Origin of the sequence: Streptomyces sp. CCM_MD2014, from assembly GCF_000772045.1 — a bacterium.
Taxonomy (GTDB): domain Bacteria; phylum Actinomycetota; class Actinomycetes; order Streptomycetales; family Streptomycetaceae; genus Streptomyces; species Streptomyces salinarius.
Window position 1 is genome coordinate 2,489,806 of sequence record NZ_CP009754.1, and the last position, 25,809, is coordinate 2,515,614.

At 68.3% G+C, this 25,809-nt stretch carries 18 protein-coding genes and 3 pseudogenes; 15 read left to right on the forward strand and 6 right to left on the reverse strand.

Going from position 1 to position 25,809, the window contains the following annotated elements:
• Positions 1-18: 18 nt before the first annotated feature.
• Positions 19-372 carry a hypothetical protein gene (locus NI25_RS10695; RefSeq protein ID WP_061442240.1) on the forward strand — a complete coding sequence of 118 codons (354 nt, stop codon included), beginning with the start codon at positions 19-21 and terminating at the stop codon, positions 370-372.
• A 131-nt stretch (positions 373-503) separates the two neighbouring features.
• Here NI25_RS10695 and NI25_RS10700 read toward each other — a convergent pair whose 3' ends face one another.
• Positions 504-1,121 (reverse strand): hypothetical protein, encoded by a 618-nt coding sequence (locus NI25_RS10700; protein WP_233520713.1) that lies wholly within the window; start codon positions 1,119-1,121, stop codon positions 504-506.
• A gap of 223 nt (positions 1,122-1,344) precedes the next feature.
• Between NI25_RS10700 and NI25_RS10705 the strand changes: the two genes are divergently transcribed.
• The 3 genes from NI25_RS10705 to NI25_RS10715 all read left to right on the forward strand — a co-directional run bounded on the left by NI25_RS10705 (position 1,345) and on the right by NI25_RS10715 (position 4,872).
• Positions 1,345-1,860 (forward strand): hypothetical protein, encoded by a 516-nt coding sequence (locus NI25_RS10705; protein ID WP_061442242.1) that lies wholly within the window; start codon positions 1,345-1,347, stop codon positions 1,858-1,860.
• A gap of 78 nt (positions 1,861-1,938) precedes the next feature.
• The gene (locus tag NI25_RS10710; protein ID WP_061442243.1) at positions 1,939-4,254 is read left to right on the forward strand and encodes a hypothetical protein; all 2,316 of its coding nucleotides are present in this window, start codon (positions 1,939-1,941) and stop codon (positions 4,252-4,254) included.
• 3 nt (positions 4,255-4,257) lie between these two features.
• Entirely contained in the window at positions 4,258-4,872 is a 615-nt protein-coding gene (locus NI25_RS10715; RefSeq protein WP_148315120.1) for a hypothetical protein, read from the forward strand.
• Between the two features lie 61 nt (positions 4,873-4,933).
• Here the strand turns inward: NI25_RS10715 and NI25_RS10720 are convergent.
• Positions 4,934-5,329 (reverse strand): annotated as a pseudogene (locus NI25_RS10720) (S8 family serine peptidase); the annotation flags it as partial.
• A 197-nt stretch (positions 5,330-5,526) separates the two neighbouring features.
• Between NI25_RS10720 and NI25_RS10725 the strand changes: the two are divergent.
• The gene (locus NI25_RS10725) at positions 5,527-6,150 is read left to right on the forward strand and encodes a hypothetical protein (protein WP_078884588.1); all 624 of its coding nucleotides are present in this window, start codon (positions 5,527-5,529) and stop codon (positions 6,148-6,150) included.
• A 51-nt stretch (positions 6,151-6,201) separates the two neighbouring features.
• On the opposite strand, the pseudogene NI25_RS10730 reads toward NI25_RS10725, so the two are convergent.
• Positions 6,202-6,940: pseudogene (locus NI25_RS10730) on the reverse strand (S8 family serine peptidase); the annotation flags it as partial.
• An 84-nt stretch (positions 6,941-7,024) separates the two neighbouring features.
• Here NI25_RS10730 and NI25_RS39675 point away from each other — a divergent pair.
• The 3 genes from NI25_RS39675 to NI25_RS37520 all read left to right on the forward strand — a co-directional run bounded on the left by NI25_RS39675 (position 7,025) and on the right by NI25_RS37520 (position 9,662).
• Complete coding sequence (locus tag NI25_RS39675) at positions 7,025-7,354, forward strand: hypothetical protein (RefSeq protein ID WP_199561144.1); 330 nt, start codon at positions 7,025-7,027, stop codon at positions 7,352-7,354.
• Positions 7,354-8,049, forward strand: a complete 696-nt coding sequence (locus NI25_RS39235; RefSeq protein ID WP_148315121.1) for a hypothetical protein — start codon at positions 7,354-7,356, stop codon at positions 8,047-8,049. Before NI25_RS39675 ends, NI25_RS39235 begins: the two co-directional genes overlap by 1 nt.
• 1,142 nt (positions 8,050-9,191) lie before the next feature.
• Complete coding sequence (locus NI25_RS37520) at positions 9,192-9,662, forward strand: hypothetical protein (protein ID WP_233520714.1); 471 nt, start codon at positions 9,192-9,194, stop codon at positions 9,660-9,662.
• Between the two features lie 162 nt (positions 9,663-9,824).
• Here the strand turns inward: NI25_RS37520 and mycP are convergent, their stop codons facing one another.
• The gene (mycP, locus tag NI25_RS10740) at positions 9,825-11,087 is read right to left on the reverse strand and encodes a type VII secretion-associated serine protease mycosin (protein WP_199560877.1); all 1,263 of its coding nucleotides are present in this window, start codon (positions 11,085-11,087) and stop codon (positions 9,825-9,827) included.
• A 29-nt stretch (positions 11,088-11,116) separates the two neighbouring features.
• The gene (gene eccB, locus NI25_RS10745; protein ID WP_061442248.1) at positions 11,117-12,643 is read right to left on the reverse strand and encodes a type VII secretion protein EccB; all 1,527 of its coding nucleotides are present in this window, start codon (positions 12,641-12,643) and stop codon (positions 11,117-11,119) included.
• 218 nt (positions 12,644-12,861) lie between these two features.
• On the opposite strand from eccB, the gene eccE reads away from it, so the two are divergent.
• Positions 12,862-14,202: a type VII secretion protein EccE gene (gene eccE, locus NI25_RS10750; RefSeq protein WP_078884590.1), complete on the forward strand. Its 1,341-nt coding sequence runs from the start codon at positions 12,862-12,864 to the stop codon at positions 14,200-14,202.
• Positions 14,202-14,978 carry a hypothetical protein gene (locus NI25_RS10755; protein WP_061442249.1) on the forward strand — a complete coding sequence of 259 codons (777 nt, stop codon included), beginning with the start codon at positions 14,202-14,204 and terminating at the stop codon, positions 14,976-14,978. Before eccE ends, NI25_RS10755 begins: the two co-directional genes overlap by 1 nt.
• A 46-nt stretch (positions 14,979-15,024) precedes the next feature.
• On the opposite strand, the gene NI25_RS10760 is transcribed toward NI25_RS10755, so the two are convergent.
• Positions 15,025-16,602, reverse strand: coding sequence for a PQQ-binding-like beta-propeller repeat protein (locus NI25_RS10760; protein ID WP_061442250.1), 1,578 nt, complete (start codon positions 16,600-16,602; stop codon positions 15,025-15,027).
• Positions 16,603-17,024: 422 nt separating this feature from the next.
• Here NI25_RS10760 and NI25_RS10765 point away from each other — a divergent pair, with 422 nt between their 5' ends.
• The 5 genes and pseudogenes from NI25_RS10765 to NI25_RS10785 form a co-directional block, all read left to right on the forward strand.
• Entirely contained in the window at positions 17,025-20,297 is a 3,273-nt protein-coding gene (locus tag NI25_RS10765) for an SCO5717 family growth-regulating ATPase (RefSeq protein WP_420710811.1), read from the forward strand.
• Positions 20,298-20,601: 304 nt separating this feature from the next.
• Positions 20,602-22,467: an ABC transporter substrate-binding protein gene (locus NI25_RS10770; RefSeq protein ID WP_061442252.1), complete on the forward strand. Its 1,866-nt coding sequence runs from the start codon at positions 20,602-20,604 to the stop codon at positions 22,465-22,467.
• A gap of 94 nt (positions 22,468-22,561) precedes the next feature.
• Positions 22,562-23,518, forward strand: a complete 957-nt coding sequence (locus tag NI25_RS10775) for an ABC transporter permease (protein ID WP_233520846.1) — start codon at positions 22,562-22,564, stop codon at positions 23,516-23,518.
• Positions 23,515-24,447, forward strand: a complete 933-nt coding sequence (locus tag NI25_RS10780; RefSeq protein ID WP_061442254.1) for an ABC transporter permease — start codon at positions 23,515-23,517, stop codon at positions 24,445-24,447. The genes NI25_RS10775 and NI25_RS10780 overlap by 4 nt, the downstream gene beginning before the upstream one ends.
• Positions 24,444-25,496, forward strand: a pseudogene (locus tag NI25_RS10785) (ABC transporter ATP-binding protein); the annotation flags it as partial. The gene NI25_RS10780 and the pseudogene NI25_RS10785, both read left to right, overlap by 4 nt.
• Positions 25,497-25,809 lie beyond the last annotated feature (313 nt).

Consider the following 25,809-nt stretch of genomic DNA (forward strand, 5'->3'; position numbering starts at 1 on the left):
GGCCAGGGCGACGACAAGATGAGCAACTTCGACTACCTCGCCGGGCACGAAAAGGGTGCCCGTGAATGGCCGGAGGGCGACGATGGAAAGCCGATCGGTTACGACAACCTCGGCCACGCACTGGAGTCCGCGGCCCTGGGGTACGCCTACGACGATCCGAACCCGCAGATCCCACCGATGAAAACCGAGCAGCAGATCGCGGCCCGCGAGGCCCGCCTGGACTTCGTCTCCGACGTCATGGGCAACTACAAGACGTCCGACATCATCGACTCCCAGCCCGGTGTCCGGGACAGCCTCGCCAAGATCGCGGCAGGCAACATCGACAGCATCAACTACTCCAATGAACCCTCCGTTCCCCAGCAGCTGCCCTGAATCCTGCCCAACGACCGGAACAGTCTGGAATTTCGTCCGTCACCGAGCAGCACGCCCCGGACATCCTCCGCGGAGCGGGGAACAGTCCCGTCGACGGGGCGACAAGTACCAGCGGTGGCGACCAGGACGTCTCAGCAATCGCCTGGTCGGCTCGACACGGCGAATGTGTACTTCGGCAGCTTCACCGCCGCTGCGTCGCCGGAGAGTCCGGGCGCCACCGTTTCGATGTACCCGTCGTGCGTACGCTTGACGTCCATGCAGAAGACCGCGTCCGCTCCGTCGGCTGTGATGCGGTACTCGCCCTGGTCGGACATCGCCGGGCCGACCGATGTGGCGGCCACGCCCATTTGAGGAGCGTCCCCGCCACCGTGCTCGACGACCTCCTGCTCGACCTTCCTGGCGTACTCACCGTCGAAGTCTGCCGGCGCTCCGTCCTTCAGTGGGTCTCCGTAGGTGAAACTGCCGTCCAGGGCCTGCGTCGCGCCCTCGACCGCGCTCGTCAGTTCGTCGTCGCTCCACTCCCCGTCGTCCTGCACGGCCAGCCCCTGGAAACCGACGACGACACAGACGGCGGCCATGAGGATCAGGACAGCTCGTCCGACCACGAAGGCCGCGTCCGGGAGGTCAGGAGCGGAGGGGTTCAGCACCTCGCGCCAGGAACGTACGCGGTCCGCCTTGACGCAGGCCATGAGGACCAGCAAGGCGGCGAGCACGAACAGGAAGATCGCCAGCCCTGTCAGTTCTGACACGTGTGGCCTGCCCTTCTGCAGCATGGCCGCCGGGCACGGGGGCGCGTCATAGCCAGGTACCCCCCTGAGAGCCGTCGGCGCAGATTCGTATGTCCGTGACTGGCCTTGGCCCTACGCCGCTCCGCCCAGCCATTGCTAGGTTATGGCACAGTCCGGTCACCGCACGGCGTCCTCCGATCAGCGACGGCGTCGACGGTCCTGCACACGGGGAAGGTAGCCGTCCATGGCATGGGACGAGTGGGAGCAGCTCAAGGCCGACGCGTTGGAGCGGCAGCAGGGTGGCTCCGCGCACATGCAGTTGAACCAGTTGGACGGCGGTGGTCCCGTGCGGGCACCGAGCCAGTACGGGGATCTGAAGGTGCAGAACGATGCCCTGACCAAGGTCGGCAAGGACGCTCACACCCTGTACAACCAACTCTGGGACAAGGCGCGCGTCCACATCGTCAGCAGCGACAGCGCCGCTGGGGATCTGTCGAAGCAGGGCTTCGCGCTGGGTGCCGGGCTCAAGCACGTGTCGACGCGGTGGGACGAGCAGTTGAAGTCCCTGATGGACGCGTGCGCCCAGATCTCCAACCACATGCAGGTCACCAAGAAGACCCATGACGGTGACGAGGGCTACATCCTGAGGCAGATGAGCAGCATCGCCACGCTGGACGCCGGTTTCGACGAGCGAGTCGGGCCGCCCGGAAAGCACAACGACATCTACGGCGAGCAGAGCAAGGAGAAGAAGAAGGACTGATGCGCCACGCCCGCCGCCGTTGGGCGCGGCCGATCCCGGTTCTCCCTCGTCTCCGACTCATGAGGAACGAATAGCTCGATGGAACTCGAAGCACTGCGCGATGCCAACTTCAAGCTGATCGACGATGCTCTGACGGACTGGTCGACGCTCGTCCGCAGTCTGGCGGAGATGAAGAAGGACGCCGAGGACAATCTGCACCAGGGTGCCAACAAAGCCGACTGGGCCGGCGTGAACGCCAAGGTGTCCAAGGAGTTCATCGGGAAGACGGCGGGTGAGTTTGCCGACGCCCACACCCAGGCGGAGTCCATCTACAAGATCCTCAACGACACGGTCGGGGAACTGAAGGACTACCATCGCCAGCTCCTCGATGCCCTGGAGGGCGGCCGCAAGAAGAACCTCACGGTCATCGGCTACGAGGGCGGCTTCACCGTCACCACGAACGCACCGCCCGAAGCTCGCAGCAAGATGGACCAGGACAACAAGGGCGACATCACCGCGCTACGGGACCAGATCCAGGGCATTCTCAACAAGGCCACTGAGAGTGACAACTCGGCCAAGACCGTCCTCCAGGCCATCGCCGACCAGAGCTCGCTGGGCTTCTCCGACGCCAACTACAAGGACAGGGACTCCGCCGCCGAGGCCTTGAAGCAAGCCGAAGAGCTGGCGGCACTGGCGAAGAAGAATCCCGACGACCTCAGTGTCAAGGACTTCGACAAGCTCACCGCGGGACTCAAGAAGTACGCCGACGACGAACTGTTCGCCGAGCGGTTCGCCACGACGCTGGGCCCCAAGGGGACGTTGGAGTTCTGGACTGGAGTCACCGACCCGCAGCGGGGGAACTGGGACTTGGGGCGTGAGCGCCTCGACAAGTTCGACGACCTGCAGCGCAGTCTGGGCATGACGCTGGCCACGGCGTCTCAGAGCGACTCGACGGCGATGGGCACCTGGAAGCACACGATGATCGATATCGGTGACAAACCCCTGTACGGCGACCGGGGTGGACCGATGGGCTTCCAGGTCATGAGCAACCTGATGCGGACCGGAGACTACGACGACGGGTTCCTCAGGGACTACGGCACCAAGCTCATGGAGACCGAGCGGAAGCTGACTGGCAATGGCGAGCACCCCAACCTTATGTGGCGTCGCACGGGTATGGACCCGTACCTGAACCGAATCGGGGACGACAGCGGATCGGACCCACTGACGGGTTACTTGAAGGGGCTCTCCAACAGCCCGGACGCCGCCACCGACTTCTTCAACCAGCAGTTCGTGTCGAAGGACGACCCAGACAACCCGTTCGAGCGCGACACCGACGACGACAACGACTACAAGGGCAAGGTTTCCTTGTCCAACTTCCAGTACCTGTTCGAAGAGCGGGACTGGCCTCAAGAGGCCAACCTCAAAGGCGACGAACTTCACACGGGGCAGAATAATCTGGCGCTTGCCCTGGAGGCAGCGACCACAGGACACCCGGCGGGCGAGATGCCGACTGCGGACACGCCAGCGCACAACGACGGCCAGGCCAAGCTCATGCAGAGTGTCGTCTCTTCCATCTCTGACGACCCGTCCCGACTTACAAAGAATAGCTATATGTCCGACAGTATGGGTCAGATCGCTGCCGAATACATGCCGGACATGCATCGCGCCCTGCACCCAGGCGTGGAGGGTGAGGAAAAACTATTTCCTGTCGCAGGATCGGCAGCCCGACTTAGCGAGACGGATACCACCCGCTTTCTGTACTCTGTGGGCCGAAATCCGGAGGGGTACGCGGCCGTCAACCTGGGTCAACACAGTTACACGACAAGCCTCATGCAGTACCACTTCCAACATCCGGACGCGTATCTCAACGATCCGAACTTCTCGCCAGATGAGAATCTCAAAAAGACCATCGAAGATGTTGCACGCACTGCTGGTGAGATCGAGGGAATGATCGGAGCAGGTCGAGCCTACGAAGGTGAGCTCGAAGGGGGCAAGAAGGACGAGGACTATAACGCAGTCATCGATAAGATCGGTACCTGGGGCGGAACCGCTGTCGGAATCGGTGTCGGGCTCGGCACTGCTCCGTTCACTGGACCTGGCGGTGTGGTTGCAGGCGGCGTAGCTGGAACGGCGGCGGACGAAATCATCGGCGCCATCATCGGCGGCACCGTCAAGGATAGTTCAGAAGAAGTCATTTACCGTAATGGGCAGGATTTCGAAGGCACCAAGGACTCGACCTACATGCTGGTCGAGTCAGCAGCCAAGAAGGCCGGCGAGAACACCGGCAATCCCTCTCCCATGATCGTATCTGCTGCGGCTACAGCAGCAGAGCAAGGTTTCAATAATGCAGGGAAGAATGTCCACGACGCTCTTGAAGGCGAAGGAATTCCTCGGCAGCTGGAAAAGGAAAACTGACCTGTGAATGCCAAACGCAACGGGTATGTGGTCACTATCGCCGCCGTCGCAATCGCAGGCGTGTGCGCAGCCGCTGCCCTCCTCAAAATCCCGCCGTTCAGCGATGATGCGGGGAAAATTGAGGCAAGTGAGGTGTGCGAGTCACTGGGATCGACATCCAAGTCTGTCGACGCACTGAGGTCCGTACTCCCGGAAGAATCGTCGTACTCTTTCAACGACGACGTGAACGTTCGCGTGGACATCCACGACGACAGCTACCGCTCGGATTGCTTCGTCTCGGCCGGTGGTCGCCAGCTCCTGGGAGCACGTACGCAGATGATGCGCGACGAGCCGACCCAGAGCTGGATCGATAGCGAAGTGGCCGGGAAGACGGACCAGCTGAAGCCGTTCTCCTCGGACGTCCATGGTGTTGCCTCGTCATCCGTGGCTGCCGTCTTCCTGCCCTGTACTTCGGCCGGAAACATCCCTGGCGGCCAGTACAACTTGAGTATCGTCATCCACCTCGAAGAGGCAGGCAGCACAGGAACTCCCGAAACGCGAGCGGGTCTTGTCGAGCTGGCGAAGAGTGCGGCCTTTTTTGCACACGAAAAGGCGAAGTGTGACATCTCTCTGAGCTGACTGGGGAGGAGACGTAACGTACCGGCCCGCGTGCGCGGATTTAGGCGCGTGATCGCCGCGGTCAATGTGACGGCGACTTACTTCCCCGCCGTCGCGAATCCCGTACCGCCACCGCCGTTCCGCCCAGGCCGGCTGTCAGGACCAGGGCGCCGACGGCTACGTAGGTGCCCAAGCGGGTGTTGCGTTCCTCTGCGGTCTCGCCGAGGTGGAGGGGTGGGACGTCGGGGGCTTTGGCGTGGACGTCTGATTGTTCGGCTGCGGGGGACTCCACCGGGTGGGCCGGGTCCACGTCCGTCAGGGCCTTGACCGGGTCGATCACGCCCCAGCCGACGAGGCGGTCGTGGCCGGGGATGGAGCGTTCGGCAGTCTGCTCGATCTGGGCGACGATCTGCTCGGCGGTCCACTTGGGGTAGGCCGACTTCAGCAGCGCCGCCACCGCCGCCACGTAAGGCGCGGATACGCGGAACTCTACCTACCAGGTAGTCGAGGAAGCTTCCCAGAAGGCAGGAAAGGCGGCCGGCAACCGCCATCCTCTCATCGAAGCATCCGTTGGATCAGCTGCAGAAAGTGGCTTCAGTGCCGCCCGGGACAAGGTAAGGGTCTACCTCAAGGGCGAGGGTATCCCTGGAGAACTCGACAAGGAAGACTAACAAAATGAAGATCACTGACCGAATGGTCACCGTTCCTCTCGGGATCTCTTTGGTCTTGGCCCTTGGCGTCGGACTCCTCTACGCTCTCGACTTGCCGCCCTTCGGAAAGGAACGAGGGGCGATCCGGACCGACGCGGTGTGCGCCACGCTTGGGGATGACAAGTCTGCTGCCGACGCTCTCAACGAGATCTTGCCGGATGCATCGTCCTACGACTTCGAGGACAGCACGACAGACCGGCGCGCAGGAGGACTGGACGACACGTACGAAAGCTCCTGCTTTGTGGATGATGACGGCCCCCTGCTTCTCTCGGCAAGGGTGACGATGCTGGAGTACGAGGACCCGGACGATTGGATGAGGGATGCGGTAGTACCCTTCGAATCGGAAAACGCACTTGAACCCTTCACCGCTGGTGAGAAGTCCGTCGCTTCGGACAAGGTCGCCGCCATCTACAGCCGTTGTACGTCCCACGGCAGGAATCGCCACCTCAGTGTGATCGTTCGCCTGACACGGGAAGGCGGCGCCGGTGCGGCAGCACAGCGACAAGGATTGATCGACCTGGCCCGGGGAACTGCGTCCTACGCTCACGACGCCGCGCGTTGTGACGTGGCCGTCGACTCCGCACAGTGAGTTTGGATCCGATCACCCGTCTCCGGACAGCTGAGCGCTCGGGAAGCACTGTCATCCTCGGCTCTCCCGTCCGTCCCGCCGCCGCGAATCCCGTACCCGCCACCGCCGTTCCGCCCAGGCCGGCTGTCAGGACCAGGGCGCCGACGGCTACGTAGGTGCCCAGGCGGGTGTTGCGTTCCTCTGCGGTCTCGCCGAGGTGGAGAGGTGGGACGTCGGGGGCTTTGGCGTGGGCGTCTGGTTGTTCGGCTGCGGGGGACTCCACCGGGTGGGCCGGGTCCACGTCCGTCAGGGCCTTGACCGGGTCGATCACGCCCCAGCCGACGAGGCGGTCGTGGCCGGGGATGGAGCGTTCGGCAGTCTGCTCGATCTGGGCGACGATCTGCTCGGCGGTCCACTTGGGGTAGGCAGACTTCAGCAGCGCCGCCACCGCCGCCACGTAGGGCGCGGAGAAGCTGGTGCCGTTGTCGGAGCAGTGGCCGCCGCCGGGGACCGTGGAGATCATGTCGACGCCGGGGGCGGCCACGCCGATGAACTCGCCGGCCTGTGAGAAGGACGCCCGTTCGTTGTTGCGGTCGGAGGAGGCGACGGCCAGGACACCGTCGTACGAGGCCGGGTAGGTCGTCTTGTCCTTGCCGCCCAGGCCGTCGTTGCCCGCCGAGGCGACGACCACGACCTCCTTGCCCAGGGCGTAGTCGACGGCGGACTCCAGGGACGAGTCGGGTTTCACCGCCTTGGCCGTGTCCTGGGAGATGTTGATGACGTCGGCGCCTGCGTCCACGGCGTAGATGATGAAGAGGCACGTAACAAAGCGCTCGAAAAGCAGGGCGAGTGGTGCAAGTTCGCCGCTGGTGCCGCGATCGGGGTCGGTGTCGGCGTGGCTTCCGGAGTCGTCATCCCCGCCGGGGTGGCGGCGGCCGTAGCGGTCCCTCTGGGCTTTGAGACGCTGGGCGGAGCCGGCGAGACGGTCATGGGAACCCACACGATCGACTGGCTCCAAGAGAACGAGTACAAGAACGACCAGGAATCGATCGATTCGATTCAAGATGCCAAGGAACAGGGGCAGCGCAACGCCATGACGCCGCTCCTGAATTATGCGGAAGACGAGAACATGTCTCCGCACGAAGTGCGCAGATTGACCCAGGACCCACAGGCTCGGTACCTGATTGGCGAAGATCACACCGACACCGACAACAGTCGAGGTTAATGACGTTGAACAGTAAGAGCACCATCGCTACGTCGACACTCGTCGGTCTACTGATCGCCACCACGGCATGTGATGCCGGGACGAAGAACAGCAGTTCACCGAGCGCTTGCGAGCGGCTGCTCGGACAGTCTGGTATCGCATGGCTGGAGCGCAGTCGAGGGCAAGAGGCTGACTCCTCCGAACGTGGCGGCCTGAAGGACGCCAAGGAGGATTTCTACCGATATGCAAGGGATTGGAAACCCGGCAGCGATAAGACCCCCGCATTCCTCCGCACAGAGGTGTGCAGGTTTTCGACGCCCGACAAGAGCAACGAACAGAGAGCTCTGTCGCTTAGCTACGGCGCCTCGATACTCCCCTTCGACTACCCGTTCAATGAAGAAAAAGACATCTACTCGTCTGTTTCCGTCGTATCCGTGAACTCTGATGTGAAGCTGGTGACCCGGGACGACGACGGAACGCTCGAATACTCCGTCTACGTCAAGTGCCAGGTGTCCGACGCATCGCCAGGTCAGGAACGGGGCGTACCCATCGAGGGGACCATGCGGGACGCACTCACCGGCGACACCGACACCAACACACATCTCACCTACTTGCTGAAGTCGGCACGGGCGGTCGTCGACGATTTCAGCTGCAAGAAACGAACCCTCTGTTCCCGCGCAACTACCTTCGGACTGACAGCGCCTAACAACGGCTAACACGATGAGGTGGATCGCTCCTGGTTGCCGTGACCGGGGCGGGAGTTGAGCGTTCGGTCGGGTGTGGGGGCGTCGCCGTGGCTCGTGTCGGGGCAATGCGCCTCTTCACCTGGACCAGCCGTTTCGCGTGCTCGTGACGGGTACACAGGGCGGCCGTCAGCACGGCGCTGGTCAGGTCGAACGGGGCCGGCACGGCGCGGTGACCGCGAAGATCTTGTTGTCTTGTCCAGCACCCGGAGTTGACTTCGCGACCCGGCCCACGGCCGTGACGACGGACGCCGGGCAGGCGGCGGGGCGTAATCGGTATATGAGCCGCGGACCCTACAAAAGGCCGCGTCTGCCCCCCATCGGCTGTGAAGCGACACTCGCGCCGGTCGGCCACCGCCGGGCCGACCGATGTGGCGGCCAAACCCAGTTGTGGAGCGTCCCCGCCATTGTGCTCGAGGGCCTCCTGCTCCGCCTTCCTGGCGACTCACCGTTGCAGTCGGCCGGGGCCTCGTCTTTCAGTGGGTCTGAGGGAGATCGTCGGCTCTGTCAGTTCTGGCACCTGCGGCCTGCCCTTCTCCAACATTGTCGCCGGGCAAGAGGGGTGCGTCATGGCCAGGGATCCACTCAGAGAGCCTCGAAGAAGACTCGTGTGTCCGCGGCTGGCCCCCGGGCCTTACGTCTCCCTGCCCAGCCGTTGCTAGGTTATGGCACAGTCCGGTCACCGCACGGCGTCCTCCGATCGCACTGGCGTCGACGGTCCTGCACACGGGGAAGGTAGCCGTCCATGGCACGGGACGAGTGTAATCGAGGAGGTTTTCAAGGACGCCGAGGGTCACGCCTTGGATAAAGCTGCTGACGAAATGGGGGACCGTTGGCAGGCGGCCCTCACGCAGAATAATAGCTATGTAGGCGTAGGCGCGAGAACCACTGCGGAGCAGTACGGGCTGGGAAATACCGACGACATCGAAGCTTGGGCTCGCGGGGGCGCAAGGCAGGGGTTCATCAACGCACGCGCCTTGTTGGATGGTCAGGCCCCTGGCAGTACGACCAACTTCGGATAGCTCTGCACTTCGAGTGAAATAAAAGTGACAAGACTTCGCAATTGTAGCCACCATGCCCGTCTTGTTGTTACAGCGGGAACCACTCTCCTCCTGTTGGCTATTTCCGCATGCAGCGGCGACCAGGAGCACCGGGAGTACGCGGTTCCGGACTCACTATGCGGAACTGAAATTGACGCGCAGAAGTTCTCCGCCTTCTTGCCTTCCGGGGAGAAGCTAACAACCAAGGCTTCCAGCCCGACGCCGAATTCCAAGAAGTGTGCCATCTCTGTCGACGGGGAGCTGATCGCCCAAACCTCGCAGGAATGGTGGGATGATATGGGCATTCAAGAATTCGCTCGTGGCCTGACGTTGGACAGTCAAGCGAACCAGTCGAAAGATGGAAAGTACGCGTATTCCGGTGACCAGGCGTTTGGAAAAACAGCAGGATGCACCTCTAACGAGCATCCGAGCCAGGTCCTCTACACCGCCATCCAGTTCCCTGGCTCCGACCATCGTGACGCAGACAGCATGAAGGAAATGATCACTGCCTACACCAAATCTGTCCAGGAGTCTTCCGCTTGCTGATGTGTAGCGGGCAGCATAGAGGGGATAGGTCCTACGCCATCACACTCTGCACTCCAGCCACCCCATCAACCTCTTCCTGATCTCGTGACCAGATGACGCCGGGCGCTCTGCCATCTCAACGCGGGCTATGAGGCTCCTTAATTCTGCGGGGTGAGTACGCCGTCAACTCCGGTTCGCCCGCCGCCGCGAGTCCCGTACCGCCACCGCCGTGCCGCCCAGGCCGACTGTCAGGACCAGGGCGCCGACGGCCACGTAGGTTCCGAGGCGGGTGTTGCGTTCCGCTGCGGTCTCGCCGACGTGGAGAGGTGGGACGTCGGGGGCCTTGGCGAGGGTGCCTGGTTGTTCGGCGGTGGGGGACTCCACCGGGTGGGCCGGGTCCACGTCCGTCAGGGCCCTGACCGGGTCGATCACGCCCCAGCCTACGAGGCGGTCGTGGCCGGGGATGGAGCGTTCGGCCGTCTGCTCGATCTGGGCGACGATCTGCTCGGCGGTCCACTTGGGGTACGCCGACTTCAGCAGTGCCGCCACCGCCGCCACGTAGGGCGCGGAGAAGCTGGTGCCGTTGTCGGAGCAGTGGCCGCCGCCGGGGACGGTGGAGATCATGTCGACGCCGGGGGCCGCCACGCCGATGAACTCGCCGGCTTGCGAGAAGGACGCGCGTTCGTTGTTGCGGTCGGAGGAGGCGACGGCGAGGACACCGTCGTACGAAGCCGGGTAGGTCGTCTTGTCCTTGCCGCCCAGGCCGTCGTTGCCCGCCGAGGCGACGACCACGACCTCCTTGCCCAGGGCGTAGTCGACGGCGGACTCGAGGGTCGAGTCGGGTTTCACCGCCTTGGCCGTGTCCTGGGAGATGTTGATGACGTCGGCGCCCGCGTCCACGGCGTAGCGGATCGACGTGGCGAGAGTGGCGGCCGTGCCGTTGCCCTCCGCGTCGTTCTGCTTGATGGGGATGATCGTGGTCTCCGGCGCCAGACCGACGAATCCGGTGCCCTCGGCGGGGCGGGCCGCGATGATGCCGGCCACGCGTGTGCCGTGGCCGACGGTGTCGGTGGTGCCGTGGGCGTTACCCCGGTCGATCTTCTCGCCCTTGTCGTTCTTCTCGGGCAGGTAGTTCTTGCCCTTGGAGGCGTTGACGGCGTCGGTGAGTTGGGGGTTCTTCACGTCTACGCCGGTGTCGATCACGGCAACCTGGACGCCTTTGCCCTTCGACTGTGCCCACAGCTCGTCCAGGTTGACGCGCTGGAGGGTCCAGGGTCTGCCCTCGTAGTCCTTGGAGGGGAAGGTGCACTGTCCGCTGTCGGCCGCTCGGGCCGCGGGGGCGGCCGGGAGGAGCGTGAGTACGGTCGGTGCGGCCAGCACGGTGGCGGCAAGTATGGCTGTCGTCATACTCCGGGCGCCGGCGCGGGTGGCCTTCTGCTTCTGCATGGTTTCCGTCTTCCGGGGAGCCACGGTCGTCACGAGCCCTGCGGCTGGCGTGCGTCCGCCTCGGACAGGCGTGGGCCGGTGGGCAGGAACGTCGACCACTGCACCGGAACGGGTGATGGTTCCACCTTCTCGTAGCCGAGCCGTGTCTGGGCGATCCGGGACTCGCTCAGTTGCCGCTCGCGCTTCTTGTCGGACGTGCCGATGCCCTTGTCGTCGCCGGCGCTGTCGCTGTTGGACTGCAGGGCGTAACGCAACCCGGTGTCGGTGACCAGGAAGACACCGCCCGCCTTCGTCTCGCTGCCCTGGAACTGCCGGTAGAGCTGGCCGGAGCCCGGGGTCACGTACGCGCTGGAGGAGCCGGTGGGCAGTTGGGCCGGGAAGTCGGTGCTCGCCCAGGTGGACAGGGTCGTCGTGCCGTTCTTGGCGTCCACCGCGCGCAGGACGTTGCAGACGGTGTTGCGGCCGGAGGTCGCGGAGGTGCCGTCGTTCACCGTCTTCGGACGGTACGTCGGCCAGTTCCGTTGCCCTTCGAACTCAACGCTGTCGACGACCGCCCCGGGGCTGACCTGCTGGGCCTCTCCGGCCTGGCCGACGTCGACGAGGGCTCCGCTGTTGAGGAACAGGGTGGCCGTGAACTCCGAGATACGGGCCACGGCGCCGCTCTGAACGACGTAGTACTGCATTCTCCGGCCGTCGTACGCCTTGATGACCATGCCGACCTTGTCGTACTGCCCGAGGGCGTCGGAGGCTCCCGCGTCCGCGCCGGGCGTGCCCTTGATCCGGGGGATCTCGATCGGGTCACCCTTGTGGAGGGTATCCAGCCAGTCCTGGGAGACGCGCTGCGGTGCCCGGCCCTGGGTGTCCAGGGCCTTGAGGAGTTCCTTGTCGGCCGGGTCGGCCAGCGGGTAGGCAGAGCCGCGGGAGTCGACCACGTAGGGCGACTTGCCGTCCGGTCCGACGACGTACATCAGGTCGCCGCCGGTGAGTTTGTTCTTGCCCTCCGTCCTGGACCATTCCTTCTCGGCGAGTACGAACGCCGCCTTCTGGATGGCCCGGCCGCCGGGGCCGGGGCGTTCGCAGACCGCCCAGCGCTTGGCCTTCTCGGCCTCGTCGGGGCCGGGCAGGCGGTCAGGGGCGTACGGGATGCCGATCGTGGCGCCGTGCGGTGGTTCGCCGCTGTCGAGGACGCCCTCGTCGACCGTGATGACGCTGTCCTTGTCGGGGTCGAGGAGAAGCTTGGCGGAGGCCATGTTGAGGACCGGGTGCAGCTGCTTCTTCCCATCGGTCTTCAGGACGACGTACCGCGTCGTGGAGTCGCTGGCCACGATCACGTGCCCTCCGACATCGTCCCAGCCCTTCGGTGCGGTCGGGCTGAACAGTCCTATCGCACCGAACACGGCGAGGACGACGACCCCGACGACCGCGCCGGGCACGATCGCCCGCAGCGGCCTGGGAGCGCCTTCCTCCGAACCGGAGGGTGACGGCTGCAGGAAGGACGCGAGTGTGCGGCGCTTCGCGAAGATGTAGGCGTTCAGTTCATCGCGCCGTGATGCCATGTGTGTTCGTAGTCTCCCCGTACGCGGGCTTGGCGGAGCGGGGGCGCAGTGGTCGCCACTGTTCCCTCTCCCGCTCCGGCTGCCTCCGGAACCTCGGCTGTCGGACCCGGCCCCTACTATGCCTGTTGCCGGACAGTGCGGGTGGCACGGGTAGGCTTCGGGGGGCTGCCGTGTGCTGAGCACACTATCTTCGGTGAGAGTTCGGGGGAATTGGAGTGATGGCTTCCGCGTCGCGGACCCGGTCACGCATGCATCCGGCACCTCGGCGTGCCGGCACGCAGCCGGACGCGCCGCCGGACACCGCTCGCACGGCCTCTGCTGCGCGAGCCTCTGTCACACCGCGCTTGCAGGCGCGTCCGGCGCGCGGTGGTTCTTCCGTCCTGCAGCGTTTGGTACTGCTCGAGTTCGCCGCCGCGCTGGCCGTCTGCGGCTGGCTGGGCGGGCCGGTGGCGATGGTGCCGTCGATGGTGGTCGCCGTGGTGCTGGTGCTGCTGGCGGTGGTACGTCGGCGTCGGCGCTCGCTGCCCGAGTGGCTGGCCAGCCACCTCGCCCTGCGCGCCCGTCGACGAGGCGCAGCACAGGTTCCGGTGCCGCAGGGCATCGATGCCGGCCTGGTCCCGGCGGTGGAGTGTGAGCCGAACCTGCGCACGTACAGCTTCGTCCACCGGGGCGAGCGCGATCGTCGGCCCGTGGGGATGGTGGGTGACGGGGGTTTCCTCACCGCCGTGCTTCAGGTGGAGGCCGACGCAGGGGCCCTGCGTGCCGAGCGCGGCCGCAGACCTGTGCCTCTGGCGCTGGTCCGGGACGCGCTCGACGTGGACGGCATTCGTCTGGAGTCGGCGCAGATCGTCTTGCACACGCAGACCGCGCCCGCGCCCCATCTGCCGCGGCAGTCGGTCGTGGTGGCCAACTACGCGCAGTTGCAGTCCGAGGTCGCCGCCCCCGCCGTCCGCATCATGTGGATCGCCTTGAAGCTCGATCCCGAACTCTGCCCCGATGCGGTGGCCATGCGGGGCGGCGGACTGCCCGGCGCGCAGAAGTGTCTGGTGCGGTCGGCCGAGCACCTGTCCAGCCGACTGACGGGTGCTGGTTTCCGGGTGAACCTGCTGACCGAGGAGGAGGTGTCGTCCGCCCTCGCCACCTCGATGTGCGCCAATCCGATGGTGACCGTCCAGTCGGGGCAGGACGACACGCCCCGGCGGCGGACCGAGGAGTCGAGCCGCAGCTGGCGCTGTGACAACCGGCGGCACACCACGTACTGGGTGCGTCGCTGGCCGCAGTTGGGTAGTCAGGGTGCCGGCTTGCCCCAGTTGGTGGCCCAGTTGACCGCGGTGCCCGCGCTGGCGACCACGTTCAGCCTCACTCTGGCGCCGAGCGGGCACCAGGACGTGGCGATCACCGGGCATGTGCGGGTCACCGGCCGCAGCAGCACGGAGCTGGCCGACGCACGCCGGGGCCTGGAGAATCTCGCACGCCAGGCGCGGACCGGACTCGTACGTCTGGACCGGGAACAGCTGCCCGGCCTCCTTGCCACCCTGCCCCTCGGAGGTGCCCGCTGATGGCTGCCACGCCGTCCATCGCTCCCACTCCCCCGGCGGCCTCCTCCGGGCAGCCGGTCACGACGCTTCGGGAGCGTCTGCGCGCCGGGTTCGGGCTCCTGGGCCCGCGTCATCCGCGGCACACTCTCTCCATGGCGCAGGTCGACACGCTCGGTCTGCCCGTCGGGGACGACGGTGTCGTGGTGGGGGTCAACAGCGAGGGCCAGCCCGCCGTGCTCGGGGTGAACCGCCCGACGCCCTTCGACATCCTGCTGATCGGCGGACTGTGGACGACGCAGGTCCTGGCGTTGCGCGTCGCGGCGACCGGGGCCCGGGTGGCCGTGGAGACGGGCCGCCCGGCGCACTGGGCACAGGTGGTACAGGCGGTCGGCGGCGGTCAGTCCGGCATGACCGTGCACGAGGTGGGCCGGGTCCCTCCCCAGGGCGCGTCGGCGACGGCCCCGGTCCTGGTCATCCGGGACTGCGGCATGCGTCCGCCCCGCGGACGGGTGGTTTCGGCACCCTGGCAGTCCGTGCTGACACTGCTGCCCTACCTGAGCCCCCTCGCGCCACGGTTGATGCGTCAGGCGCGCCTGGTGGGCGTGCAGCGTGTCTCGCCGGACGAGTCGGTGGAGATCGGACGAGTGACCGGCCTGCCCCGCTCCGAGTACGAGGCGTTGCCGACCCTCGCCGACGGGGTCACCCTGTGGTGTACAGAACGGGACCGGCAGTACGTGATGACGCAGCCGACCGATGTGGAGGCCGGGCTTCTGGGAACCCCTCGCCGGATGGACTGATCGACTGGTGCCTCACCCCATCATCCGGCCGGTCCGGGCCGGTCCGTCAAGGCTTCCGCAGTGCGCTGCTTCCGATACCCAGGACGACGTAGCTCCACTGCTTGGTCTTGGCGTCGGCGGGGCCGTCCACGGCTTTGACACCGAAGAAGAGGCGCCCGTTCTGGTACACGATGTCGTTGTGCTCCATCATCCTCATCAGCCGCGCCTCGTCGGGCAGTCCGAAGTAGAGGTACGGCACTTGCGCGCCCGTACTCGTGTCCAGGGCGACCAGCGCGTTCGGTGCGATGTTGTCCTCGCTCACGCTCAGGGCGAGGAGCCGGTCACCGCTCATGCGCACCGGGTAGAGCAGTGCGCCCCGGCCGGAGTCGAACTTCTTGGTGGTCTTTCCGGTCGCGAGGTCGAAGCCGATGATCCAGTTCCACGTCGGCACCTCCGACTGGTCCTTGCTCCGGATGAAGACCTGGCCCTCCCCCACCGTGATGGTCGGGCAGTCGTCGATCAGGAGATAGTCGGTGAGGAGGCACTCGGCGACATAGGCGCCGTCGCGGAGGCTGATGGTGGCGCGGTTGTGGCCCTGGTCGTCGAGGGAGATGAGGTCGGTGATCTCGCTGTCGCCGGCGGAGACGGCGACGACCGCCGGGTCGACGGAGGGCACCTGGACGTCGCGGACGCCCTTGGCGGGCGAATACGTCCACAGGGCCTTGCCCGTGGCCGGGTCCAGCTTGCGCAGTTTGTACGTGGTGGACCGCCAGGTTCCCGCGGAGAGCGGGTCCTCGCCGCTCGCGCACTGTTCCCGGACGATCAGTCCGCGGCCCCCCGCCACCCCCATGTCCTGGCAGGGCGCGGTGGTCGTCGTGGACCACCGGGTGTCGCCCTTCTCCATGTCGTACCCGAGGGTGCCGCCGCCCCAGGTGACGGCGACCGTCCCGTGCGCGAGGGCGACGCCGGGCCGGTCCTTGTCGGTCCCCGTGGCGTCGCCCGACTCGGGTCCGGCCTGGGAGACGGGGACTTCGGCCTCCCAGACCATGCGGCCGTCGTCGAGGTCGACGAGGGCGACCTGGTTGCAGAGGGCTTCGTCCGCCCAGTCGTTCGCACGGAAGAGGACGGCGGTGCGGTTGTCACCGGTGACGTCGCGTGTGTAGCCGCAGATCGGGCCGTCGAGTGCGAGCCGCCACTTCTCGTCGCCCGGCGCGGCGTCGGTGCCGATGCTCAGGCCGACGAGTGTCTTGTTGATGCCCTTGGCGAGGATGCGGTCCGTGGCCCACATTCCGGGCATCTCCACGTGCTCCCCGGGCTTCATGTCGTCCACGGAGAACCGGAACGCCATCTTGCCGCTGGTGCTCGCGGGCTTCTTCTCGACCGTCTCGCGGACGTCGAGCGGTCCCTGTGGGGCCGGTGCCTGCGCCTTGCCCGACGCGTCGGAGCCTTCGCCGTCGCGCCCCCAGAGCAACCAGCCGCCGGAGCCCAGGGCCCCGACGAGGATGACCGCGAGCAGCCCGATCAGCAGCTTCCGGGGACTCTTCCGCCCCGCACCGCCGCCGTCGAGGGGGCCGTGCCGGTTTTCGGTGGGCTCGGGGGCGGTTGCGGGGCCCGGGGGCATGGACGGGGGCGGGCCGAAGCTCACTCGGGGCCTCTTCCTCTTTCTGGGAATTCCGGTGGCTCTGTCATGGAATTCGTGCGACGGGACGACGAGATCGTCCCCAACTATGCCGGGTTCACGATCACCCGTTGGAACCGGGTCGTGACGGGCGGGGTCATCCTCCTTACGGGGGCGGGCAGATGAAGCGGTGTGACGCTCACGAGACGCCAGGGACGCGGTGGGCGGGACTTCGGGGGAGGGCGGGGGCTGCCGGGGCGGGGCTCGTGATGATTAGGCTGGTGTCGGGCGCGACACCAGAACCCGTCAGCGGGCGTCGGCGTCTCAGGGGGAGAACCGGTGGATCGGACGACCTCGGACAACTTCGGATGACATGCAAGGGTCGCCCCAGCACGGCTTGAGGGTGCTCGACCACACCAGGAGGAACTGTGAGCAGCGATCGGGACGGGATGCGCGGGGGCTGGGCTACACCCGGCGATGACCAATCCGACGCGGAGTCCTCCGTCGAGACGACCGGCGAGTTCACCATCGACTACGCGCCGCCCGCCTGGTACACGCAGAACGCGTCCGGCGACGGTGGGCAGGCGGAGAGCGGGGGTGAGGGGTCCGAGCCGTCTTCCGGGTCCGCTTCCGGTTCGTCTGCTTCGTCCGCTGCCGCCTCCGGTTCGGCCACTCCTTCTTCCTCTTCCGGTCCGGCCGTTCCGCCGCTGCCCGGGTTGACTCCGCCGCCGCACGCGACGCCCAACGGGGCTTCCTCCGCTCCGGCTTCCACTCCGGGGGCGCCGTTCACGCCGCCACCGCCGGCTCCTGCTCCGGGTGCCGCCTTCACGCCCCCGCCGCCGGCGCCCCCGCCGCCGGCGCCCGCGCCGGAGGCCTCGTTCACGCCGCCCCCGCCGCCGGGGCCGGGTGCGCCGTTCACGCCGCCCGCGCCGCCCGCGCCGCCGAGCGGGGTGCCGGCCGGGGTGCCCAGGCTGCCGGTGGGCAGCGGGTTCGAGCCGCAGGCTCAACCGGCGGCGCCGGCGGAGCCCGAGGCCGAGCCGGAGCCGCAGGCCCGGACGCCGGAGCCCGAGCCGGAGGCCGAGCCGGCGCCTGCCGCGGATCTCGGGTCTCCCACCGCCCTGCCGGCGTTTCCCGCCGGCGGGTTCCAGCTCCAGGCCCCCGCTCCGCCCCCGCCGCCGGCCGCGAAGCCCGAGGCGGTCGCCGAGACCTCGGCAGCCGCCGAGCCCGACGCCGGTGATCTCGGCAACGGCGACCTCGAGAGCGGCGCCACCATGCGCTTCTCCGCGGCCGCGCTCAAGCGTGAGATCGCCGAACGGGCCGCCGCCGAGGACGGCATCGAAGACGGCACCGAGAAGGAGTCGGCCGACGGTTCCGACGCGGTCGACGACACTCCGGACGAGGTGTCCGCGCGTGCCGAGGACGTCTCCCGGTCCGAGGACGTCTCCCGGTCCGAGGACGCCGACCTTCCCGAGTCCCCCGCACTGGACGACACGGACACCGACGGCGTCTCCGGGAAGGCCTCCGACGAGGCCGCCACCGGTGCCGGGGACGGCGACGTGGACGCCCCGCGCGTCGACGGGCCGGCCCAGGACGCCGAGCCGGAGCCGGTCGCCCTGGCCGCCGTGCCCGACCCCGCCCCCGTGGCCGAGGACGTGCCCGCGGACGAGACCGGGGAGGAGCCCGAGGACGGCCTTCCGTCGGTGGACGAGCCCGAGGACGCGGTGCCTTCCGACGCCGCGCCGCCGGCCGACGGTGTGCCCCAGGACGCCGTTCCGCAGGCCGCGCCCTCGCCGTCGCCCGGAGGAATGCCGCCGCTGCCTCCGTCGTACCCGCCGGCCGCGCCCGCACCGGCCCAGCAGTGGCCCGCCCAGCCGCAGCCCGCGCCCACCGCTCCCGAGCAGCCGGCGGTTCCGGCCCAGCAGCCTCCTTTCCAGCCGCAGGCTCCGCAGCCGGCGCCCGCCGCATGGAACCAGCCGGCCGCCGCGCCGGACCGGTCGGCCGCACCGGCCGCACCTCCGGCCCCGCAGCCCGGATACGGCTTCCCGCAGCCCGGTGCGCCGGCTCCCCAGCCGCAGCCTCCGGTTCAGCCGCACTCCCCCGCCCAGCCCGGCGGGTACGGCTTCCCGCAGCCACCGCACGGGCAGGCACCGCAGCAGCCGTACCCCGGCGTGCCTCAGCAGCCACAACAGACCCCACCGGGCCAGCCGGGTCAGCCTCCCAACGCGGCGCACGCGGCTGCTCAGGCCCCCCAGCCCATGCCGCAGCCCGGGCAGCACCCCGCACCCCCGGCACCGCAGCCGGAGTACCAGCCTCAGCCCCACCAGCCGCAGCAGCAGGCGCCGCAGCCTCACCCCCAGGCCCAGCCCCAGCAGCCCGCCGATCCCCGGCTCGGTGCCGCCTGGCCGCAGCCCATGCAGCACGACCAGCGCCAGCCCACCAACCCGGGGGCCGCGCCGCTCGGTTACACGGCGGCCGTGGAGCTGTCGTCCGACCGGCTGCTCAACAACAAGCGGCAGAAGGCGAAGAGCAGCCGTCCGGCGGCCGCCGGGTCGCGGTTCAAGCTGGGCGGGAAGAAGGAGGAGGCGGAGCGGCAGCGGAAGCTGGACCTGATCCGCACCCCGGTGCTTTCCTGCTACCGCATCGCCGTGATCAGCCTCAAGGGCGGCGTCGGCAAGACGACGACCACCACGGCGCTCGGCTCCACGCTCGCCACCGAGCGGCAGGACAAGATCCTCGCGATCGACGCCAACCCGGACGCCGGTACGCTCGGTCGCCGGGTGCGCCGGGAGACCGGGGCCACCATCCGTGATCTCGTCCAGGCGATCCCGTACCTCAACTCGTACATGGACATCAGGCGGTTCACCTCGCAGGCCCCGTCCGGTCTGGAGATCATCGCCAACGACGTGGACCCGGCCGTGTCCACGACGTTCAACGACGAGGACTACCGGCGCGCGATCGACGTGCTCGGGCAGCAGTACCCGATCATCCTCACCGACTCGGGCACCGGTCTGCTCTACAGCGCCATGCGCGGCGTGCTCGACCTCGCCGACCAGCTCATCATCATCTCGACGCCGTCCGTGGACGGTGCGAGCAGCGCCAGTACGACGCTGGACTGGCTCTCCGCGCACGGGTACGCCGACCTCGTCTCGCGGTCGATCACGGTCATCTCCGGGGTCCGCGAGACCGGCAAGATGATCAAGGTCGACGACATCGTCGGACACTTCCAGACCCGGTGCCGAGGCGTGGTCGTGGTGCCGTTCGACGAGCATCTCGCCGCCGGCGCCGAGGTCGACCTCGACATGATGCGGCCGAAGGTGCGGGAGGCGTACTTCAACCTCGCGGCGATGGTCGCCGAGGACTTCGTCCGCCACCAGCAGTCGCACGGTCTGTGGACCTCCGACGGGAACCCGCCGCCGGTCGCCGCCCCTCCCATGCCGGGCCAGGCGGCGCCCGGCCAGCCCGTGCCCGGCCAGCCGGCGCAGGGGCAGCCGTACCCGCCGCAGCAGGCACAGCCGGGTCAGCCGGTGCCGGGTCAGCCCTACCCGCCGCAGCCCGGCGGTCCCGAAGCCGGACAGCAGCCGTACCCTCAGCCCGGTTACGGGCAGCAGCCCTACGCCCCGCCCGGCTACGGATATCCGCAGCAGGGGCAGCAGGGGCAGCAAGCACAGCCGGGGCACCCGGGGCAGCCCGGGCAGACACCCCCTCCGCCGCCCCAGCAGTAGCTCGACACCACCTCCGAAGGCCCGCGCCGTCCCCGACGGCGCGGGCCTTCGAGCGTGTGCGAACGGCAACGTCCGCCCCAGCCGTCACGCTCTCACCAGGGAGGCGCCAGTGGTCTGCACCAATGAGGGTCACACCTTGGTCAAGTAGCCGTTTCCGCAGGCCACATGGGGTTTGACATACCGTTGACGCGCGCAGACTGCCGCTGGTAGACACACACTTCATTCCGCGTTCACCACCGTTCAAGCCCGCCCCACGCGAGGACGCCCGGCGTCTGCGCGTGCGATGACGCGAGGTCAGGTAGTCATGGACAGACAGGATCAGCACGGCAGCCGACGGACCGGCCACCGGCCGTGGAGAACCCGCCTCCTCGCGGCAGCAGGCGCCGGGGCGCTGCTTCTCGCGTCGGGGACGCTCGCCCCCGCTGCCTCGGCGAAGGAAGGCGACGGGGGCGGCGGAGGCGACAAGGTGCTCACCGTCGCCGTGGCGCAGAGCGTGGACTCGCTCAGCCCCTTCCTGGCGGTACGGCTGCTCAGCACGAGCATCCACCGGCTGACGTACGAGTACCTGACCAACTACGACCCCGAGGACAACCACGTCATACCGGGGCTCGCCACCGAGTGGAAGTCCTCGCCGGACAAGCTGACCTGGACGTACACGATCCGCTCCGACTCCAAGTGGTCGGACGGGGAGCAGGCCACCGCCGAGGACGCGGCGTGGACGTTCAACAAGATGATGACCGACCCGGGCGCCGCCACCGCCAACGGCAGCTTCGTCGGCAACTTCGCGAAGGTCACCGCGCCCAGCCCGACCCAGCTGGTGATCCGGCTGAAGAAGCCGCAGGCCACGATGACGGCGCTGGACGTGCCGATCGTGCCCAAGCACGTGTGGGAGAAGGTCGACGACTTCTCGAAGTTCAACAACGACGAGAAGTTCCCGATCGTCGGCAACGGGCCGTTCGTGCTCACCGACTACAAGCCGGACAGCTATGTGCGGCTGAAGGCCAACGAGGACTTCTGGCGCGGCGCACCGAAGTTCGACGAGCTGGTCTTCCGCTACTACAAGGACCAGGACGCCGCCGTCGCCGCCCTGCGCAAGGGCGAGGTGTCGTTCGTCGCCGGGTCCCCGTCGCTGACCCCGGCCCAGGCCGACTCGCTCAAGGACGAGGAGAACATCCACGTCAACGACGCCCCCGGCCGCCGCTTCTACGCCCTCGCCACCAACCCGGGCGCGCGGGCGAAGGACGGCACGAAGTTCGGTGACGGCGATCCGTCGCTGCTGGACCAGCGGGTGCGCAACGCGCTGTTCATGGCGGTGGACCGCAAGGCGATCGTCGACAAGGTCTTCCAGGGCCACGCGGTCGAGGGGGCGGGATACATTCCGCCGCGCTTCTCCTCGTACTTCTTCGAGCCGTCGGCCGGCCAGAAGCTCGCCTACGACTCGGAGGCGGCCGCCAAGCTGCTCGACGAGGCGGGCTACCGGACGAACGCCGACGGCAAGCGCCTCGGCAAGGACGGCAAGCCGCTGAACTACCGTGTCCTGTGCCACGCCACCGACCCGAACGACAAGGCGGTCGGCAAGTACCTCCAGGAGTGGTGGGGCGAGCTGGGCATCTCCATCACCCTCGACTGCCTGGACAACGTGACCGACCCGTGGCTGGCCGGCAAGTACGACCTCGCCTTCGACGGCTGGTCCGTCAACCCGGACCCGGACTTCGTGCTCTCCATCCACACCTGCGACGCGCTCCCGGCGACGCCGAAGGACACCGGGGCCACGGACAACTTCATCTGCGACAAGACGTATGACGAGCTGTACGCGAAGCAGTCGGCCGAGTACGACGCCGGCAAGCGCGCGGAGATCGTCAAGCAGATGCAGTCCCGGCTGTACGACACCGGGTACATGAACGTCATGGCGTACCCGAACGCCGTCGAGGCCTACCGCACGGACCAGATCGAGTCGATCACGACGATGCCCTCCGCCGCGGGCAACATCTACGGGCAGGACGGCTACTGGAGCTGGTGGTCGGCGGTTCCCGCGGACTCCGGGGACTCCGGGGGCAGTTCGTCGTCGACCGGGACCGTGATCGGGATCGCGGCCGGAGTCGTCGTCCTCGTCGGTCTCGGCGTGCTCTTCGCCGTCCGCCGCCGTGCGTCGGCCGACGACCGTGAGTAGCGTCACCGGCCCGGTCGTCGAGAAGCGCGAGGAGGACGGGAGGCGCGCGCCCGCGGCATCGCGGGGCCGCTCCCGCAGCGGGTATCCGCGGTATGTGGCGGGCAAGGTGGCGGGCGCGGCCGTCTCCCTGTTCGCCGTCCTCGTCACGAGCTTCTTCCTCTTCCGGCTGATTCCCGGCGACCCGGTGAAGTTCATGACCGGCGGCCGCCCGGTCTCGGCCGAGCAGCTCGCCGTGTACCGGGAGGAGTTCGGGCTCGACCTGCCGCTGTGGCAGCAGTTCACGGACTACTGCGCCAAGGCGCTGACCGGGGACCTGGGCACGTCGTACCAGTTCCACGCGCCCGTCGTCGACAAGATCACCGAGGCGCTGCCGAACACGCTGCTGCTGACCGGAACGGCCTTCGTGCTGTACACCGCGCTGGGTGCCTTCCTCGGCACCCGGTCGGCCTGGCGGCACGGCGGGCTCGGTGACCGGCTCAACACCGGTCTGGCGCTGACGCTGTACTCCATCCCGTCCTTCTGGCTGGGGCTGCTGCTCATCATCGTGCTGTCGGTGGGCGTGGACCCGGTTCCGGGTCTCTTCCCGACCGGCGGGATGGAGTCGGGCCGGGAGGAGGGGCTCGCTCACGTGCTGGACGTGGCGCACCATCTGGTCCTGCCGGTGGTGACGCTGGTCGCCGTGGAGTACGGGCAGACGCTGCTGGTCACCCGGTCGGCGCTGCTGGACGAGATGGGCAGCGACTATCTGACGACGGCGCGGGCCAAGGGGCTCAGGGACGACCTGGTACGGCGCCGGCACGCGGTGCCCAACGCGCTGCTGCCGACGGTGACGCTGGTCTTCGTCAATCTCGGGCGGACCGTGGCGGGGGTCATCCTCGTCGAGACGGTCTTCTCGTGGCCGGGGCTCGGCGGGCTGTTCTACCAGGCGTTGAGCGTGCCCGATCTTCCGCTGGTGCAGGGGTTGTTCTTCGTCTTCGCCGCCGCGGTGATCCTGATGAACACGCTGGCCGACCTGTTGTATCCGATGCTCGATCCGAGGGTGGGCCGATGACCGCCGAGACCACCGAGCCTTCTGTGAAGCCGGGTGCGCCCGGGCCGCGTGCCCTCGCGCGGCGGCGGCGCCGTGCCTCCGTATCACGCTTCTGGAGGGAGTACCGCAAGCACCGCGCGGGGGTGTTCGGGCTGGCCGCGCTGGTGCTGTTCGTGCTCGTGGCACTGACCGCGCCGCTGACCGTCGGGTCGGACGTGGACAGCGTGACCGACGCGCCCGGGCAGCCGCTCCAGAGCCCGAGCGGCCGGTTCCCGCTGGGCACCGACCAGTTCGGGCGGGACCTGCTGGGTCTGCTGGTCTGGGGCTCGCGGGTCTCCCTGCTCGTCGGGCTGCTCGCGGCGGCGCTGTCCGTGCTGATCGGCGCGCTCATCGGCATCACGGCCGGGCACTTCCGCGGCTGGTACGCCACGGTGATGATGCGGATCACGGACTGGTTCCTGGTGATGCCGACCCTGGTGCTGGCGATCGTGCTGGCGACGGTGCTGTCCCGGTCGCTCGGCACGATCGTGCTCGCGATCGGCGTGACGACGTGGCCCACCACGGCGCGGCTGGTGCGGGCGCAGACGCTGGCGGTGGAGTCGCGGCCCTACATCGAGCGGGCGAAGGCGCTCGGGGGCGGGCACTGGCACATCATGTCGCGGCACGTGCTGCCCAACGTCATGCCGCTGATCCTCGCGCAGACCACCCTGATCATCTCCTCCGCCATCCTGGCCGAGGCCACCCTGGCCTTCCTCGGGCTCGGGGATCCGACGGTGGTGTCCTGGGGCGGGCTGCTGCAGGACGCGCGGGAGGCGGGCTCGGTGAGTTCCGGCGACTGGTGGTACCTGGTGCCGCCGGGCGTCGGGATCGCGGTCGTGGCGCTGGCGTTCACGCTGTGCGGGCGTGCGGTGGAGGCCGTTCTCAATCCCAGGCTGGGGGTGTCCCGTTGAGTCTGCTCGAGGTCCGGGACCTGAAGGTGACGTATCCCGGGGGTGCGGCCGCCGTGCGCGGGGTCGACCTGGCCGTGGCGGCGGGCGAGAAGCTCGGCATCGCGGGTGAGTCCGGCTGCGGCAAGTCCACGCTGGCACTGGCGTTGCTGCGGCTGCTGCCGCCGGGTGCGCGGGTCGGCGGGGAGATCCTGCTGGACGGCGAGGACGTGCTCGCGATGAAGTGGGGCCGGCTGCGGGCGGTCCGGTGGGCGGGGGCGTCGATCGTCTTCCAGGGCGCCATGCACTCACTGAACGCCGTCCACCGTGTCGGCGACCAGATCGCCGAGCCGATCGTGCTGCACCGCAGGGCCACCGCGGCCGGTGCGCGCCGGAGGGCCGGGGAGCTGCTGGAGCAGGTCGGTCTGCCGGCGGCACGGGCGAGTGCCTACCCGCACGAGCTGTCCGGTGGTCAGCGGCAACGGGTGATGATCGCGATGGCGCTGGCCTGCGACCCGCGTCTGATCGTCGCCGACGAGCCGACCACGGCGCTCGACGTGATGATCCAGGCGCAGATCCTGCGGCTGATCGAGGGCCTGGTGGGCGCGCAGGACGTCGGCCTGATCATGATCAGCCACGATCTCGCGGTGCTGGCCGACACCTGCGACCGGCTCGCGGTGATGTACGCGGGCCGGGTGGTCGAGGAGGGCCCGGCCCGGCAGGTCTACGACGACGCCCGGCACCCCTACGGTCGCGCCCTGTCCGGGGCGTTCCCCAGGATCGGGGACCCGGCCTCGCGGTTCGCGCCGCGCGGCCTGCCGGGCGACCCTCCCGACCCGGCGGCGGTGCCGTCCGGGTGCGCCTTCCATCCGCGCTGCCCGGTCGCGCTGGACCTCTGTGCCACCGAGGACCAGCTGTTGCGGCCGGCGGGCCCGGGACGCCGGGCGGCGTGCGTGCACGTGGGTGCGGACGGCACGGGGACGCCGGGCGGCAACGGGGCGGCTGCCGAATCCGAGGCGCCCGACGAGGGCGCCCAGAGCGCCGACGGCCCGGATGCGCACGGCGAGGCCGCCGCTGCGACCGGGTCGGGCGCCCGGAGCGCCGACGGCGGGGGCGTGGAGCCCGGAGTCGCCGCCGCGCGCACCGGGACGGCTGCCGGAACCGGCGCCAAGGGTGCGGACGGTGGGGAACCTGCCGGGAACGGCGCCGCCGTCGACGGCGGGCCGCCGGGCGAAGGCGCCGAGTCCGCCGGGAACGGCGCTGCCGGAATGGCCGGGGGCGCCGGCGCGAGCGGGGCGGGGGCCGGGCGCGGAGCCGCCGACGACCGGGCGGGCGGGACCGGCGGGGCCACGCCGGCACGGGACCACGGAGTGAGGAGCAGTGCCC

Bases quoted from the DNA above. Each gene is read 5' to 3' on its own strand.
- NI25_RS10695 (WP_061442240.1), top strand. From the start codon at position 19: ATGAGCAACTTCGACTACCTCGCCGGGCACGAAAAGGGTGCCCGTGAA.
- NI25_RS10705 (WP_061442242.1), top strand. From the start codon at position 1,345: ATGGCATGGGACGAGTGGGAGCAGCTCAAGGCCGACGCGTTGGAGCGG.
- NI25_RS10710 (WP_061442243.1), top strand. From the start codon at position 1,939: ATGGAACTCGAAGCACTGCGCGATGCCAACTTCAAGCTGATCGACGAT.
- NI25_RS10725 (WP_078884588.1), top strand. From the start codon at position 5,527: ATGAAGATCACTGACCGAATGGTCACCGTTCCTCTCGGGATCTCTTTG.
- NI25_RS39235 (WP_148315121.1), top strand. From the start codon at position 7,354: ATGACGTTGAACAGTAAGAGCACCATCGCTACGTCGACACTCGTCGGT.
- mycP (WP_199560877.1), bottom strand. From the start codon at position 11,087: ATGCAGAAGCAGAAGGCCACCCGCGCCGGCGCCCGGAGTATGACGACA.
- eccB (WP_061442248.1), bottom strand. From the start codon at position 12,643: ATGGCATCACGGCGCGATGAACTGAACGCCTACATCTTCGCGAAGCGC.
- eccE (WP_078884590.1), top strand. From the start codon at position 12,862: ATGGCTTCCGCGTCGCGGACCCGGTCACGCATGCATCCGGCACCTCGG.
- NI25_RS10755 (WP_061442249.1), top strand. From the start codon at position 14,202: ATGGCTGCCACGCCGTCCATCGCTCCCACTCCCCCGGCGGCCTCCTCC.
- NI25_RS10765 (WP_420710811.1), top strand. From the start codon at position 17,025: ATGCGCGGGGGCTGGGCTACACCCGGCGATGACCAATCCGACGCGGAG.
- NI25_RS10770 (WP_061442252.1), top strand. From the start codon at position 20,602: ATGGACAGACAGGATCAGCACGGCAGCCGACGGACCGGCCACCGGCCG.
- NI25_RS10780 (WP_061442254.1), top strand. From the start codon at position 23,515: ATGACCGCCGAGACCACCGAGCCTTCTGTGAAGCCGGGTGCGCCCGGG.